Here is a 15485-nt window from a genome sequence, read left to right on the forward strand (position 1 = left end):
ACCTTTCAGTCGCCTTCTTCGATCAGCGCTTTTGGCCTCTGATCTTAAGATTCGATTCCAGCCTGAACTGGTCTCAAAAATGGTGGGTCGTGTGGGATTCGAACCTACGACCAATTGGTTAAAAGCCAACTGCTCTACCAACTGAGCTAACGACCCAAATATGGTCGGGGTAGGGGGATTCGAACTCCCGACATCCTGCTCCCAAAGCAGGCGCGCTACCGGACTGCGCTATACCCCGATTTTGAAATTGGCTCCGTGACCAGGACTCGAACCTGGGACCCAATGATTAACAGTCATTTGCTCTACCGACTGAGCTATCACGGAACTACATATTTCAAATTTACTGCTGTGTAACCTTCTCTTCGACCCTGTCCGTATCGCTACGTTAGCGTCTCTGAGGCGCGCTATTCTACAATCTTAAAAACCCCTGTCAACCCTTTAAATTGCTTTTAAGACAATGATTTGCGCTTCTTTCTGATTTCTTCTTGGGGAGAAGAAACCCTTGGGCTGACGTTGCTGCGGGGCGCACTTTACAAGCCTTTGCCTTACAGTTCAACGCCCTATCGAAAAAAAAGGCCTCGCAATGCGAGGCCTCTGGTTATTACAGCGGGTGTAAGCCTTAGTGGAAGACGATTTCGTCGTCTTTCACCGTCGCCGTGACGCGGGTGCCCGGCATAAAGCTGCCCGACAGGATCAACTGTGCCAACGGGTTCTCGATCCAGCGCTGGATCGCACGCTTCAATGGCCGTGCGCCATACACCGGGTCGTAGCCCACCGCGATCAGCTTGTCCAACGCCTCGCTGCTCAGCTCCAGGTCGAGCTCACGCTCAGCCAGGCGGCTGCGCAGGCGACCCAACTGGATCTCGGTAATACCCGCAATCTGATCCCGTGCCAAAGGCTCGAAGATCACCACTTCGTCGACCCGGTTGATAAATTCCGGGCGGAAGTGGGTGGTCAACGCATCCATCACCGCCGCGCGCTGGGCTTCACGATCCCCCACCAGCTCCTGGATCTGTGCCGAGCCCAGGTTGGAGGTCATCACGATCACCGTGTTGCGAAAGTCCACCGTACGCCCGTGGCTGTCCGTCAAACGACCATCTTCGAGCACCTGCAGCAGGATGTTGAACACATCCGGGTGCGCCTTCTCGACCTCATCCAGCAGGATCACCGAGTAAGGCTTGCGCCGCACGGCTTCGGTCAGGTAACCGCCCTCCTCGTAGCCCACATAGCCTGGTGGTGCGCCAATCAGGCGAGCCACCGAGTGCTTCTCCATGAACTCGGACATATCGATGCGCACCATGGCCTCTTCAGTATCAAAGAGGAACTCGGCCAGGGCCTTGCACAGCTCAGTCTTACCGACACCGGTCGGGCCGAGGAACATGAACGAGCCGCTTGGACGGTTCGGGTCGGACAAGCCGGCACGGGAACGCCGTACCGCGTTGGACACCGCTACCACCGCCTCTTCCTGACCGATGACACGCTGGTGCAACAAGCTTTCCATTTTCAGCAACTTATCGCGCTCGCCTTCGAGCATTTTCGACACTGGAATACCGGTCCACTTGGAGACCACTTCGGCGATTTCTTCCTCAGTCACCTTACTGCGCAGCAACTGGTTCTCAGGCTTGCCGTGCTGGTCGACCATCTGCAGGCTGCGCTCCAGATCCGGAATCACACCATATTGCAACTCGGCCATGCGACTCAGATCGCCTTTACGACGCGCAGCTTCCAGTTCCTGACGGGACTGCTCGATTTTCTGCTGGATCTGCGCCGACCCCTGCACTTCGGCTTTTTCCGAGGTCCAGATTTCTTCGAGGTCCGAATACTCACGCTCCAGGCGGACGATTTCTTCCTGAAGTTTTTCCAGGCGTTTCTTCGCGGCCTCGTCCTCTTCTTTCTTCAACGCCTGGGATTCGACTTTCAGTTGAATCAGGCGACGATCCAGGCGGTCGAGCACTTCGGGCTTGGAGTCGATCTCCATACGAATACGGCTGGCCGCTTCGTCGATCAGGTCGATGGCCTTGTCGGGCAACTGACGATCGGTGATGTAGCGATGGCTCAGCTTGGCCGCCGCAATGATCGCGCCGTCGGTAATCGCCACTTTGTGGTGGACTTCATAACGCTCTTTCAGGCCACGCAGGATCGCGATGGTGTCTTCTTCGCTTGGCTCTTCCACCAGCACTTTCTGGAAACGACGCTCAAGGGCCGCATCCTTTTCAATGTACTGACGGTATTCGTTGAGCGTGGTGGCACCGACGCAATGCAGCTCGCCCCTCGCCAAGGCTGGCTTGAGCATGTTGCCGGCATCCATGGAGCCTTCGCCTTTACCGGCGCCGACCATGGTGTGCAGTTCGTCGATAAACAGAATGATCTGGCCTTCCTGCTTGGACAATTCGTTAAGCAGGGATTTCAGGCGCTCTTCGAACTCACCACGGAACTTGGCACCGGCGATCAGGGCGCCCATGTCCAGGGACAACAGGCGCTTGCCTTTGAGGCCGTCCGGCACTTCACCATTAATGATGCGCTGGGCCAGGCCCTCGGCAATCGCGGTTTTACCCACGCCAGGCTCACCGATCAGCACCGGGTTGTTCTTGGTGCGACGTTGCAGGACCTGGATGGTGCGACGAATCTCGTCGTCACGGCCAATCACCGGATCAAGCTTGCCCTCTTCGGCGCGCTTGGTCAGGTCGACGGTGTATTTGTCCAGGGCCTGGCGCGACTCCTCATGGTTGGGGTCGTTCACGGCCTCGCCGCCACGCAGGTTGTTGATAGCGTTTTCCAGGGCTTTCTTGCTCACGCCCTGCCCCAGCAACAATTTGCCGAGCTTGCTGTTGTCATCCATGGCGGCGAGCAGCACCAGTTCGCTGGAGATGAACTGATCACCCTTCTGCTGGGCCAGGCGGTCCGCTTGATTGAGCAGGCGCGCCAAGTCCTGGGACATATTCACGTCGCCGGTAGGATTTTGAATTTTCGGCAGTTGGTCGAGCTCTTTGCTCAACTCCTTGCGCAGGCTGTTGATGTCAAAGCCCACCTGCATTAACAAGGGTTTGATAGAACCACCTTGTTGTTCCAGGAGCGCCTGCATCAAGTGCGCAGGCTCAATCGCCGGATGGTCGAGGCCGACCGCCAGGGATTGGGAGTCCGATAAGGCCAACTGCAATTTGCTGGTTAAACGATCAATACGCATTAGTCACCTTCCTTTTGAGCAGGCCGGAGCTATGAACAAACACATCCTGAATGAAGAAACCTGCCAGATACCCTTATAGATGGGGTGGATTCTGGGGGTTTCAAGCGGCGGACGGTTGATACAGGTCAGGAGAGTCTAGCGTTCAAGCCAGATAAGGGAGGCGAATCGGCCCGTGCGCGGGCTGCGGCGATAAGAAAAGAAGCGCGGGTCGGTCACTGTGCAAAAACCGCCACCATATACAGCGGTGACACCGCGTACTGCCAGACGCAGGCGCGCCAGTTGGTAGATGTCGGCCATGAACTTGCCGGGGTTATGGCTCGGAACGAAGGCTTCAGCGGTGGCCGGCAGTTGCTGCATGAACGCTTCACGCACCTCCGGGCCGACCTCAAAGGCTTGTGGGCCAATGGCTGGGCCGAGCCAGACCAGAACGTCTTCGGCAATGGTATCCAGGCTTTCGAACGCGGCCTCCAGCACGCCGGCCGCCAAGCCACGCCAACCGGCATGGGCTGCGGCAACCCGGGTGCCCGCCCGATTACAGAACAACGCAGGCAGGCAATCGGCGGTCATGGACGTGCAGGCGATGCCAGGGATGCTGGTCCAACTGCCATCTGCTTCGACAGTACGGCCTGGATCGGCCTCGACTACGTGAGTACCGTGGACCTGGCGCAACCAGGCAGGCTGGATATCGAAAGCGCCGCTCAGACGACGGCGGTTTTCAAGGACGGCCTCAAGGCTGTCCTCGACGTGATCGCCCAGGTTAAGGCTGTCGAACGGCGCCAGACTGACGCCGCCCGCACGAGTGGTGACGCAGGCTTTTACCCGAGCCGGCGCGGGCCAGTCAGGAATCAGCCAGTCACTCATCCGATAAATGCCTCACGATCCTGCTTGAGCAGCGACAACAACCAGACCAGATCGTCTGGAAGTGGCGATTCCCAGCTCATGCGCTTACCGCTCGTCGGATGATCCAGTTCCAGGAAGCGTGCGTGCAGTGCCTGGCGCGGGAACGACTTGAGCGATTCAACCATGGTTTGGCTGGCCGCCGGCGGAATACGGAAGCGGCCACCGTAGGCAGGATCGCCGACCAACGGGAAGTTGATATGCGCCATGTGCACGCGAATCTGGTGGGTACGCCCGGTTTCCAGCTTGACCCGCACATGGGTGTGGGAGCGGAAACGCTCCAGCACACGGTAGTGGCTGACCGCTTGCTTGCCGCCTTCCATCACCGCCATACGCTGGCGCTGCTGGCCGTGACGACCAATGGGTGCGTTGATCTTGCCACCGGCCACAACGACGCCGATCACAATGCACTCATAGATGCGGCTGACGCTACGGCTCTGCAATTGCGTAACCAGTTGCGTCTGCGCCTGAATGGTCTTGGCCACCACCATAAGACCGGTGGTGTCCTTGTCCAGACGGTGCACGATGCCGCACCGCGGCACATTGATAATGTCCGGTACGTGGTGCAACAGGGCATTGAGCAAAGTGCCATCAGCGTGCCCGGCGGCCGGGTGAACCACCAGGCCCGCGGGTTTGTTGATGACCAGGATGTCGTCGTCTTCATAGACGATATCCAGCTCAATGTCCTGGGCGACCCATTCTCCCTGGGCTTCCTGCTCGGCAGTCAGCTCAAGAATCGCACCGCCATGGACTATGTCTCGCGGGCGGATAACCGCTCCATCCACAGTCAGGCGGCCGTCTTTGATCCAGGCGGAAAGGCGCGAGCGCGAGTGCTCAGCGAATAATTGTGCGGCGACTTGATCGAGGCGTTGGCCGCCCAATTCGGACGGCACCTCTGCGCGAAGTTCAATTTTATCGGACATGCTCAGACTAGGCGTGGCACAGCCTTTGGTTTCGGCTGCGCGCTTGTGGTTAAATACGGCGTCTTTTGCCCCGAGGCTTTCAACGGGGCGCTCATCATAACAGGACGGCCCCGCCCAAGACAGCGGCCGTCATAGGGACGCAAGCCGCCATGCAAGTGAAACACCTGCTGCTGATCGCCATCCTCGCCATGACTGCTGCTTGCTCGTCAACAAAGGACGTCGTCGACGAAAACCTGAGCGAAGTCGAGCTGTACCAGCAAGCTCAGACAGACCTGGACAATAATAGCTACACCAGCGCCACAGCGAAGCTGAAGGCCTTGGAGTCGCGCTACCCGTTCGGCCGCTATGCCGACCAGGCCCAGTTGGAGCTGATCTACGCCAACTACAAGAACGCCGAGCCGGAAGCTGCCAAGTCCGCCGCCGAGCGTTTTATCCGCCTGCACCCGCAGCACCCGAACGTGGACTACGCCTACTACATGAAGGGCCTGACCTCGTTCGACCAGGACGTTGGCCTGCTGGCGCGCTTCCTGCCGCTGGACATGACCAAGCGTGACCCGGGCGCTGCGCGCGACTCCTACAACGAGTTCGCCCAGCTGACCAGCCGTTACCCCAACAGCCGCTACGCGCCGGACGCCAAGCAGCGCATGATCTACCTGCGCAACCTGCTGGCTTCCTACGAGATCCACGTGGCCCACTACTATCTGACTCGTCAGGCATATGTAGCTGCCGCCAACCGTGGCCGCTATGTTGTGGAGAACTTCCAGGAAACCCCATCCGTGGGCGACGGCCTGGCGGTGATGACCGAGGCTTATCAGCGTCTGCACCTGGACACCCTGGCGACCACCAGCCTGGAAACCCTGAAGCTCAACTACCCCGATCACCCAAGCCTGAAAGACGGCCAGTTCGTGCCTCAGGTGGCGGAAGCCGACAACCGTTCGTGGCTGAGCAAGTACACGCTGGGCCTGATCGAATCTCGTCCGCCGCTGCCGCCGGGTGAAACCCGCGCCAACCAGGACGTGATCAAGCAGTACCAGGACGCCAAGGATGCCATTCCTTCGGACCTCAAGCCTCACGACGAGAACGGCGACGTTATCGAAGAAGAGGAGCCGCAGGCCCTTGGCAATAACGAAGACCGCTCGTGGTTCAGCTACATGACCTTCGGTGTGTTCGACTGATTGTTCGACGCAACGCAAAAAGGGAGCTCTGAAGGAGCTCCCTTTTTTATGAGCGAGTATTTATTGCGCTGTGCGCCTGTGGCCACCTTGGCTAAACTGGCGCATTCCTTGTCGAGAAACTGCCCATCATGCTTCGTCTACTGTTCTGGATTGCCGTCATTGCTGCCGCGGTATGGTTCTGGCGCAAATTCAAAAACCCTGCAGCCCGCCAGCAACGACCTGCCGAGCCGAGCGCCGCGCTGATGGTGCGTTGCGCCCACTGCGGCGTGCATCTGCCGCAGGATCGCGCCCTGAGTTCAAGCCAGGAGTGGTACTGCACCCAGGCGCACCTGGAACAAGGGCCGAAGTCTATCCAGCGTTGAGGCGACCTGCCGGGGCGTAAGGCGCTGGATCAATGATCGGAGCCCGCCCCAACAGCAAGTCGGCGAACAACTGGCAGGAGGCCGGTGCGAGTACCAGGCCATTGCGGTAATGCCCGCAGTTGAGCCACAAGCCCTGAAAGCCGGGAACCTCTCCGATATAGGGGATACCTTCCGGCGAACCGGGCCGCAACCCCGCCCAATGGCCGACTACCTCGGCGTCCGCCAGGGCGGGGATGAGTTCCACCGCAGATGCCTTGAGGCTCGCCAACGCAGTTTCGGTCGGCGTCTTGTCGAACCCCTCATGCTCCAATGTGCTTCCAATCAGAATGTGCCCATCGCGCCGGGGGATGGCATAGCGCCCCTTGGCCAGGACCATGCTGGATAAAAAGTCGGAAGCGCATTTGTACAGGATCATTTGGCCTTTGACCGGCTCCACGGGGAGCGCCATGCCCAGGGTGCTCAGCAACTGCCCGCTCCAGGCCCCGGCGGCGAGCACCACCTGATCGGCAAAAACCGATCCCGTAGCCGTGTTCACCCCCACCACCCGATTGTGGTTCAGCACAAAACCCGACACTTCGCAGTGCTCGTGAATCGTCACGTCCGGCAACGCCAGCAGCGCCGCCTTCAAGGATTTGACCAGGCGCGGGTTACGTACATTGGCCACGTCGGCCATGTAGATCGCCCGGGAGTAGCCGCCCCCCAGCGCCGGCACGGCATCATGGGCCTGCGACACGTCCACTTTGCTCAGTGGCCGTCCCTCGCGCGCAGCCCAGGCCAATGCATCAGCCTCATCATCCAGGTCGAGCCAATACAGACCCGTAGTGTGTACCTCGGGATCGACACCGGTCGCGGCAAACAAGCGCTGTGCCAACTGCGGATAAAAATCCTGGGACCAGTGGGCCAAGGCAGTGACGGCCGGGCTATAACGCCATGGATACAGCGGCGAAACAATTCCGCCACCTGCCCAGGAAGATTCCTGCCCAAGCCCCGCACGCTCCAGCAGCATGACTGCCCGCCCTTCCCTGGCGAGGTTGTAGGCCGTTAACAGCCCGATTACACCGCCGCCGACAATCACCACTTGCTGTTGCTTTGCCATCATCTGATCCCGCCAATAAACAGGGAAAGGCGCGCCCTGCGCCCACTCTTCAAGCACTCTCATCATTGCCCCCAGCAGACCTTGCGCGACATTTCAGGCGCCGCTCCCGGATTACTTCGCGTACCGGTGCTGCTCAAGCTGAAAGCTGCGCACGCGTCGTCGGCCATCACTGAGTCCGCGGCAGGCGTGGCGAGCAAGTCGAAATCCTGGGGATTTAAAATCACGCTGATTCTATAATGATCGTTGCCTGCAATGACGCCGCCCGCATCAATAAAAGTGCCATTTCTGGTATACGTGCGCTCCAGGTGCTGGGCTTGCTCGCTCAGCAACGCAACGATTTGCGCGCGGTACACCTTTTTTACCTGGCCGATGTACCCGGGATACGCAATGCCGGCCAACAACGCGACGATCGCCACGGCGATCAATAACTCCATCAGGGTAAAGCCCTGGCTATCCATGCCCATCCCATTGCTCCTTATTGAAGTTGCCGCCATGAAATCCGTCGAAACTTGACGCTGCCGCCCTCCTCTACCCGCGCATAAACCGCCTCAAGCACCGTACGCGATTGTCCTGCGAGCCCCACCGCAGTGATGCGAAAGAGCGCGGCCCGTGTGTCGAGCGGCAAATGAGCCAGCCCTGCGCCTTCCCCCAGTGATTGAACGCCATAAAACCCGCCCCTCAAGGCCAACCAGGTGATTGCCGAGACAGGGTTTGTGCCAGCGCCAGTCAAGGAAAACGCTTCATTGGGCGGCGCACACGTCATAACCGAGTGGCACACAGGCATCCCAGGGCCACCCCTCTGCACAACCGACTCCCCCAGCCGCAAGCCGCTTTCAGCAGCCTGAAACGATTGATTGCGCTGCCACAGGCTGCTCGCGACTTTTTGCTGGGTGACCGCCCCCTGTATCGACGACAGCCCTATCTGCGATAACAACAGCAGGAATACCAGACTGATCAGCAGCACCATCCCGTTTTGCCGTAAACGAATCCCGCCAAGCATCGACATCGCTCCTAACCCAATCGATTTCGCAGCGCCGCCACGACGTTGTAGGTCTGGTCTCTAACCCGCCCAGTTGGATCCAGCAGCGTCATGGAGATACGCACGCTCCGTATCAACGAGTCATCAGCCGGATGGCTGTCGTAACGCACCACAACCGTAGATTCAGGTTTGGCCGCCAAGCCAAAACTGATGTCGAATGCCCGAACGTTATCAATCAGTACCGCCTTGGCCGGCGCTGCCGGAGTACTGACCTTCAACTGACCCGCTTCATGGGTATACGTGAGCTGGCGTATGCCAAAGCGGATAAGGCCAGGGGCAGCGGCAGGTGCTGACCCTGCATAAGCCTGGGCTGTCTCCTTGCAATCGGACAACACCGTCCAGTCGGGCTTGCCAACGCCGTCACCGACGTTTGCGGTGACCAACCTCAGCGACCTTGAACTCCCCGAGGCGTCCCAGCTTATCGGTCGGTCGAAGGCGGCCGGGGCGTTGTCGATAACGGTCGTGGCCAAACACCCCAACATGCCTGCCTGGCGAATGTCCTGTGTGATCTTGCCCAGAGCAAACCGCGCATCATCCTGCAACACCATGGCGGCTTGCTGACTGTCGTGGGTCAATCGTGAACTTATGAGCACCTGGCTCACCCCCAACACCAGCACCAGCCCGACGGCGAGTGCCAGCAACAACTCCACCAGGCTGAAACCTCGCGCATGACGATTCATTGCATCGCTCCCGGTTCACTGGCGATGCGGCTGGTCAGGGTGAAGGTTTCCCGTGCGCCCGGGTTGCTTGCTGACCGGCGATCCTCCCAACTGATGCTGATGGTGACCTCATGCCCGCTCACCACCACGGAACCCTTGGCATCCTTGCCGGCAAAACCAAGGATATTGGCCTCGAAATCATGCAGGTCCAGGTCGCGCACGCTGGCGGTCGAGGTGCTGGCCGGCCCCGGCTCGTCCATGCCCCACGTGTAATCCACGCCAGCGTTGGCGCGAATTCGGTCGAGCATGTCGTAGGCGATAAAACTGGCTTGGCTGGTCATTCTGGCGCTGTCGGTGTACTTGAGCGCGTTGAGCTGGAGCATTGCGGCGCCCAGCAGCCCGACAGCCAGGATCAGCAGCGCTATCAGCACCTCGATCAGCGTCATGCCGGATTGGCGCCGACGCGCAGAACGCAGAAAAAATCGATTCGGGCGAGCAGACATTACCGTCGTCATCCATGTCGAAGGCCGGAAAAAAGCAGGCAAAACCTGCTGTGCGACCCAAGACTAGCGGCGGATTTCGACCCGCGCTGCTGCCGGAACAAAGGGAAATACTTTGGACATAAAGGCCATCATCCGGCGCCCGGGCCAGGCGCTATACCTAGGTCTGCAACTCGAAGATTCACTCGCGTCCACGGAGGGAACGCACATGACACAACGAGGATTCACCCTGATTGAAATGCTGCTGGGGCTGATCATCACCAGCTTCCTCGCGCAATTGGCCGTACCCGGCTTCAAAGGTTTGCTTGAATCGCAGCAACGACAAAGCGTGGCTCAATCACTTGCCGCAGGGCTGCGTTACGCACGCATGGAGGCGATCACGCGCAATCAGGCGGTGGTCATTCATGCAAAGGACAGAGACTGGAGCCAGGGGTGGCGCGTGATACTGGACGTCAGTGGGCGCGGCCATGAGGACGACGACAACCCGGTACTGCTGGAGCGCCAGGGCGATGGTCGCGTGCCGGTGGCGGGCAATGGCCCGGTTACGAACCAGGTGCGCTTCAGCGGCTTGGGAGAGCCGGTTTTCGCCGGCGGAGGCTTCCGTGCCGGTACTGTGCATGTGTGCGACACGAGCCAGGCACAGAGCCTGTATCAGATCGTGCTGGCCCCCAGCGGGCGCATCAGCCTGCGCGGTGACAAAACCGAGCAGGCATTATGCCGAGGCGGCATTGTTGGCGTCAGAGCAGCGAGCGGACCCGCAACTCCTTGGGCATCGAGAACGTGATGTTCTCTTCACGGCCAGCCAGCTCATCGGCACCGGTAGCACCCCAGGCCTGCAACTGCTGGATCACGCCGCGCACCAACACTTCGGGTGCGGAGGCACCTGCCGTAATGCCGATACGCTCGACACCGTCGAACCAGCTGCGCTGCATGTCTTCGGCACCGTCGATCAGGTATGCCGGCGTGGCCATGCGTTCGGCCAGTTCACGCAAGCGGTTGGAGTTGGAGCTGTTGGGGCTGCCGACCACCAGCACTACGTCACATTCGTTCGCCAGTTGCTTGACTGCATCCTGGCGGTTTTGCGTGGCGTAACAGATGTCATCCTTGCGTGGGCCGCCAATGGCCGGGAACCGCGTGCGCAGGGCATCGATTACGCGGCTGGTGTCGTCCATGGACAAGGTGGTCTGGGTCACGAAAGCCAAGCGTTCCGGGTTGTGCACCTGCAAGTTGGCGACGTCTTTCTCGTCCTCCACCAGGTAGATAGCACCGCCGTTGCTGGCGTCGTATTGGCCCATGGTGCCTTCGACTTCCGGGTGACCGGCGTGGCCGATCAGGATGCACTCACGACCGTCGCGGCTGTAGCGTGCCACTTCGATATGCACCTTGGTCACCAGTGGGCAGGTGGCATCGAACACCTTGAGGCCACGGCCTGCCGCTTCGGTACGTACAGCCTGGGAAACACCGTGGGCACTGAAAATGACGATCACGTCGTCGGGCACCTGGTCGAGTTCTTCGACAAAAATAGCCCCGCGCGCGCGCAAATCTTCGACCACAAATTTGTTATGGACGACTTCATGGCGCACATAAATCGGCGGCCCGAAGACTTCCAGGGCGCGATTGACGATTTCGATCGCCCGGTCCACGCCGGCGCAGAAGCCACGGGGGTTGGCGAGTTTGATTTGCATGCTGTGCCTCGTGCCTTGCAGGCCAAGAAATTGGATCAACTCAGCTCTATAGAATAAGCCTCTGTGGGAGCGGGCTTGCCCGCGATGCAAACGACTCGATGTATCAGGTACACCGAGGTGATGCTATCGCAGGCAAGCCAGCTCCCACACAAGCCAGCCCCACAGGAACCGGTTTCGTCAGTTAGAGCGCTTTAACGTCGATGATTTCAACATCAAACGTCAAGGTTTTACCGGCCAACGGATGGTTGAAATCGATGGTCACTTGCGCATCATCGAAGGCTTTAACCACACCGGGCAATTCGGTATTGGCCGCATCATTGAAGATCACCAGCAAGCCTTCCGACAGGTCCATGCCTTCGAACTGCGAACGCGCAATGATCTGCACATTTTGCGGGTTGGGCTGGCCGAAGGCATTTTCCGGCAGGATCTGCAGGTTGCGCTTGTCACCAGCCTTGAAGCCAAACAGCGCCGCTTCAAAACCCGGCAGCAAGTTACCGTCGCCGACCTTGAAGGTCGCCGGCGCTTTGTCGAAGGTACTGTCGACCGTGTCGCCATTCTCCAGGCGCAGTGCAAAATGCAGAGTGACTTCCGTGTTCTGGCCGATGCGTTGCTCAGCCAATACCTGATCAGTCATTGACGGTCTCTCCGGTTTTCTTACTCTTGAACATATCCAGCGCCAGCATGATTGCACCAACGGTGATGGCGCTGTCGGCAAAGTTGAACGCCGGGAAGTAATGGCGGTTCTGCCAGTGCACCAGGATAAAGTCGATCACATGGCCCAGGGCGATGCGGTCATACAGGTTACCCAGCGCGCCGCCCAACACCAGGGCCAGCGCGATAGCCAGCCAGGTGTCGTCGCGACCCAGGCGCTTTAGCCACACCACCAGCACGGCACTGACCACCACGGCGATCACCGCGAACAGCCAGCGCTGCCAGCCGCCGCCGTCAGCGAGGAAGCTGAAGGCGGCACCCGTGTTGTAGGCCAGGGTCCAGCTGAAGTAATCCGGGATCACCACGATTTGCTGGAACATTTCCAGGGAGCCCTCGAAGTGAGCCTTGCTGACCTGGTCAATGACCAGAACCAGCAGGCTCAGTACGAGCCAGCCCAGACGTCCGAAACGACTGGCTGCATTAGGCATAGTGGCGAACCTCGCCTTCACCGCTGATGTTGTCGACACAACGACCACAGATTTCCGGATGCTCAGGGTTCACGCCGACATCTTCACGGCAGTGCCAGCAACGAGCGCACTTGGGGAAGGCCGACTTGACCACTTTGAGCTTCAAGCCCGGCACCTCGGTAGCTACCGCGTCTGCCGGAGCCTGGGTAAACGGTGCCAGACTCGCGGTGGAGGTGATCAGCACGAAGCGCAGCTCATTACTCAGCTTGGCCAGGTCGGCGGTCAGGCCGTCCTCGGCAAACAGGGTGACTTCGGCTTGCAGGTTGCCGCCCACGGCCTTGGCCGCACGCTGAACTTCCAGCTCCTTGTTCACCGCAACCTTGACGGCCATGACGCCTTCCCAGTACTCGCGGCCGAGTTCGAAGTCGGCCGGCAGTTCGGTCAGGCCTTCGTACCAGGTGTTGAGCATGACCGACTCGTTACGCTCGCCCGGCAGGTATTCCCACAGTTCGTCGGCGGTGAACGCCAGGATCGGCGCGATCCAGCGCACCAGCGCTTCGCTGATGTGGTACAGCGCGGTCTGCGCCGAGCGGCGCGCCTTGCTGTTGGCGCCAGTGGTGTACTGGCGGTCCTTGATGATGTCGAGGTAGAAACCGCCTAACTCCTGCACGCAGAAGTTGTGGATCTTGGAGTAGACGTTCCAGAAGCGGTATTCGCCGTAGTGCTCCTGCAACTCGCGCTGCAACAACAGGGTACGGTCCACGGCCCAACGGTCAAGGGCGAGCATGTCTTCGGCCGGCAGCAGGTCGGTGGCCGGGTTGAAGCCGGTCAGGTTCGACAGCATGAAGCGCGCGGTATTACGGATACGACGGTAGGCGTCGGCGCTGCGGGCCAGGATCTGGTCCGACACGGCGATTTCACCCGAGTAATCGGTAGAAGCCACCCACAGACGCATGATGTCGGCGCCCAAGGTATCGTTGATCTTTTTCGGTTCGATCACGTTCTTCAGCGATTTGGACATCTTGCGGCCCGTCTCGTCGACGGTGAAGCCGTGGGTCAGCAGCTCGCGGTACGGCGCGTGGTTGTCGATCGCGCAACCGGTCAGCAGCGACGAGTGGAACCAGCCACGGTGTTGGTCCGAACCTTCCAGGTACAGGTCGGCACGCGGGCCGGTCTCGTGGCCCATCGGGTGCGAACCGCGCAGCACGTGCCAGTGAGTGGTGCCCGAATCGAACCACACGTCGAGGGTGTCGCTGATCTTGTCGTACAGCGGCGCTTCATCGCCCAGCAGCTCGGCGGCGTCCAGCTTGAACCAGGCTTCGATGCCTTCCTGTTCAACGCGCTGGGCCACGACTTCCATCAGCTCGACGGTGCGCGGGTGCAGCTCACCGCTTTCCTTGTTCAGGAAGAACGGGATCGGCACGCCCCAGTTACGCTGGCGGGAGATGCACCAGTCAGGACGGTTGGCGATCATCGAGTGCAGGCGCGCCTGGCCCCAGGCCGGGACGAACTTGGTGTCTTCGATGGCTTTGAGCGAGCGTACACGCAGGGTGTCGCCGCTGGTCGGTTCTTTGTCCATGCCGATAAACCACTGCGCCGTAGCGCGGTAGATCAGCGGGGTCTTGTGACGCCAGCAATGCATGTAGCTGTGCTGGATGGTGGCGGTTTGCATCAACGCACCGACTTCACGCAGCTTTTCGATGATCGGCTGGTCGGCCTTGAAGATGAACTGGCCACCGAAGAACTCGAGCGAAGGCACGTAGACGCCATTGCTCTGCACCGGGTTGATGATGTCATCGTTGACCATGCCGTACTTCTTGCAGATCACGAAGTCGTCCACGCCATAGGCTGGCGAGCAGTGGACAATGCCGGTACCCGAACCCAACTCGACGTAGTCAGCCAGGTACACCGGCGACAGGCGGTCATAGAACGGGTGACGGAAGTTGATCAGCTCCAGCGCAGAGCCGGTGGCGGTGGCGATCACCGAGCCTTGCAGCTCGTATCGCGCCAGGCACGACTCGACCATTTCTTCTGCCAGCACCAGCAGGCGATCACCGACATCCACCAGGGCGTAGGTGAATTCCGGGTGCACGTTCAGCGCCTGGTTGGCCGGGATGGTCCACGGGGTGGTGGTCCAGATCACGATGGCAGCCGGCTTGGCCAGGCTCGCCAGGCCAAAAGCCTCGGCCAGCTTGGCGTCGTCGGCGACCGGGAAGGCCACGTCGATGGTCGAGGACTTTTTGTCTTCGTACTCAACTTCCGCTTCGGCCAGCGCCGAACCGCAGTCAAAGCACCAGTTCACGGGCTTGAGGCCCTTGAACACGAAACCGCCCTTGACGATTTCAGCCAAGGCGCGGATTTCACCGGCCTCGTTCTTGAAGTTCATGGTCTTGTAGGGGTTGTCCCACTCGCCCAGCACGCCCAGGCGGATAAATTCGGACTTCTGGCCTTCGATCTGCTCGGTGGCGTAGGCACGGCACAGTTCGCGGGTTTTGTCCGCGCCCAGGTTCTTGCCGTAGGTCACTTCGACTTTGTGTTCGATCGGCAGGCCGTGGCAGTCCCAGCCCGGAACGTACGGCGCGTCGAAGCCCGACAGGGTTTTCGAGCGCAGGATCATGTCCTTGAGAATCTTGTTCAGCGCATGACCGATGTGAATCGTGCCATTGGCATAAGGAGGGCCGTCGTGCAGGACGAATTTCGGACGATCCTTGCCAATCTCGCGCAACTTTCCGTACAGGCCAATACTGTCCCAGCGCTGCAGGATCTGCGGTTCGCGCTGTGGCAGGCCGGCCTTCATTGGGAAGGCGGTGTCCGGAAGGTTTAGCGTGGCTTTATAGTCGGTCATTT

General features: G+C 59.8%; 15 protein-coding genes and 3 tRNA genes. 3 read left to right on the forward strand and 15 right to left on the reverse strand.

The window, feature by feature from the left end; translation table 11 throughout:
- Nucleotides 1-80 precede the first annotated feature (80 nt).
- The 6 genes from TX23_RS07615 to rluD all read right to left on the reverse strand — a co-directional run bounded on the left by TX23_RS07615 (nt 81) and on the right by rluD (nt 5004).
- Nucleotides 81-156: transfer RNA gene (locus TX23_RS07615), tRNA-Lys, on the reverse strand.
- Nucleotides 157-161: 5 nt separating this feature from the next.
- Nucleotides 162-238: transfer RNA gene (locus tag TX23_RS07620), tRNA-Pro, on the reverse strand.
- A gap of 10 nt (nt 239-248) precedes the next feature.
- Nucleotides 249-324, reverse strand: a tRNA-Asn gene (locus TX23_RS07625).
- A 295-nt stretch (nt 325-619) separates the two neighbouring features.
- The gene (gene clpB, locus TX23_RS07630) at nt 620-3184 is read right to left on the reverse strand and encodes an ATP-dependent chaperone ClpB (RefSeq protein ID WP_057701660.1); all 2565 of its coding nucleotides are present in this window, start codon (nt 3182-3184) and stop codon (nt 620-622) included.
- A 135-nt stretch (nt 3185-3319) separates the two neighbouring features.
- On the reverse strand, nt 3320-4045 hold the full coding sequence (gene pgeF / locus TX23_RS07635) for a peptidoglycan editing factor PgeF (RefSeq protein ID WP_057701661.1): 726 nt from the start codon (nt 4043-4045) through the stop codon (nt 3320-3322).
- Nucleotides 4042-5004: a 23S rRNA pseudouridine(1911/1915/1917) synthase RluD gene (gene rluD, locus TX23_RS07640; protein WP_005784662.1), complete on the reverse strand. Its 963-nt coding sequence runs from the start codon at nt 5002-5004 to the stop codon at nt 4042-4044. Before rluD ends, pgeF begins: the two co-directional genes overlap by 4 nt.
- Nucleotides 5005-5153: 149 nt before the next feature.
- Here rluD and TX23_RS07645 point away from each other — a divergent pair, with 149 nt between their 5' ends.
- Nucleotides 5154-6179, forward strand: coding sequence for an outer membrane protein assembly factor BamD (locus TX23_RS07645; RefSeq protein ID WP_005784660.1), 1026 nt, complete (start codon nt 5154-5156; stop codon nt 6177-6179).
- 128 nt (nt 6180-6307) lie between these two features.
- A complete protein-coding gene (locus tag TX23_RS07650) occupies nt 6308-6541 on the forward strand; it encodes a PP0621 family protein (protein WP_057701662.1) in 234 nt (77 codons plus the stop codon).
- Here TX23_RS07650 and thiO read toward each other — a convergent pair.
- The 5 genes from thiO to pilV all read right to left on the reverse strand — a co-directional run bounded on the left by thiO (nt 6528) and on the right by pilV (nt 9838).
- The gene (thiO, locus tag TX23_RS07655) at nt 6528-7637 is read right to left on the reverse strand and encodes a glycine oxidase ThiO (RefSeq protein ID WP_057701761.1); all 1110 of its coding nucleotides are present in this window, start codon (nt 7635-7637) and stop codon (nt 6528-6530) included. The two genes, TX23_RS07650 and thiO, sit on opposite strands and share 14 nt — an antisense overlap.
- Before the next feature lie 62 nt (nt 7638-7699).
- Nucleotides 7700-8101 (reverse strand): type IV pilin protein, encoded by a 402-nt coding sequence (locus TX23_RS07660; protein WP_057701663.1) that lies wholly within the window; start codon nt 8099-8101, stop codon nt 7700-7702.
- A gap of 11 nt (nt 8102-8112) precedes the next feature.
- A complete protein-coding gene (locus TX23_RS07665) occupies nt 8113-8643 on the reverse strand; it encodes a pilus assembly PilX family protein (protein ID WP_057701664.1) in 531 nt (176 codons plus the stop codon).
- A 5-nt stretch (nt 8644-8648) separates the two neighbouring features.
- Complete coding sequence (locus tag TX23_RS07670) at nt 8649-9356, reverse strand: prepilin-type N-terminal cleavage/methylation domain-containing protein (protein ID WP_057701665.1); 708 nt, start codon at nt 9354-9356, stop codon at nt 8649-8651.
- The gene (pilV, locus tag TX23_RS07675; RefSeq protein WP_057701666.1) at nt 9353-9838 is read right to left on the reverse strand and encodes a type IV pilus modification protein PilV; all 486 of its coding nucleotides are present in this window, start codon (nt 9836-9838) and stop codon (nt 9353-9355) included. The genes TX23_RS07670 and pilV overlap by 4 nt, the downstream gene beginning before the upstream one ends.
- Before the next feature lie 205 nt (nt 9839-10043).
- On the opposite strand from pilV, the gene TX23_RS07680 reads away from it, so the two are divergent.
- On the forward strand, nt 10044-10619 hold the full coding sequence (locus tag TX23_RS07680) for a GspH/FimT family pseudopilin (RefSeq protein ID WP_057701667.1): 576 nt from the start codon (nt 10044-10046) through the stop codon (nt 10617-10619).
- Here the strand turns inward: TX23_RS07680 and ispH are convergent.
- From ispH to ileS, 4 genes are all read right to left on the reverse strand, one after another.
- The gene (gene ispH / locus TX23_RS07685; protein ID WP_005784653.1) at nt 10573-11520 is read right to left on the reverse strand and encodes a 4-hydroxy-3-methylbut-2-enyl diphosphate reductase; all 948 of its coding nucleotides are present in this window, start codon (nt 11518-11520) and stop codon (nt 10573-10575) included. The genes TX23_RS07680 and ispH overlap by 47 nt on opposite strands.
- Nucleotides 11521-11701: 181 nt before the next feature.
- A complete protein-coding gene (locus TX23_RS07690; RefSeq protein ID WP_198707523.1) occupies nt 11702-12139 on the reverse strand; it encodes an FKBP-type peptidyl-prolyl cis-trans isomerase in 438 nt (145 codons plus the stop codon).
- Nucleotides 12140-12146: 7 nt separating this feature from the next.
- Nucleotides 12147-12659: a signal peptidase II gene (lspA, locus tag TX23_RS07695; RefSeq protein ID WP_003188406.1), complete on the reverse strand. Its 513-nt coding sequence runs from the start codon at nt 12657-12659 to the stop codon at nt 12147-12149.
- Nucleotides 12652-15483 (reverse strand): isoleucine--tRNA ligase, encoded by a 2832-nt coding sequence (ileS, locus tag TX23_RS07700; protein WP_057701669.1) that lies wholly within the window; start codon nt 15481-15483, stop codon nt 12652-12654. Before ileS ends, lspA begins: the two co-directional genes overlap by 8 nt.
- Nucleotides 15484-15485 lie beyond the last annotated feature (2 nt).

This window comes from Pseudomonas paralactis, assembly GCF_001439735.1.
GTDB classification, from domain to species: Bacteria; Pseudomonadota; Gammaproteobacteria; order Pseudomonadales; family Pseudomonadaceae; genus Aquipseudomonas; species Aquipseudomonas paralactis.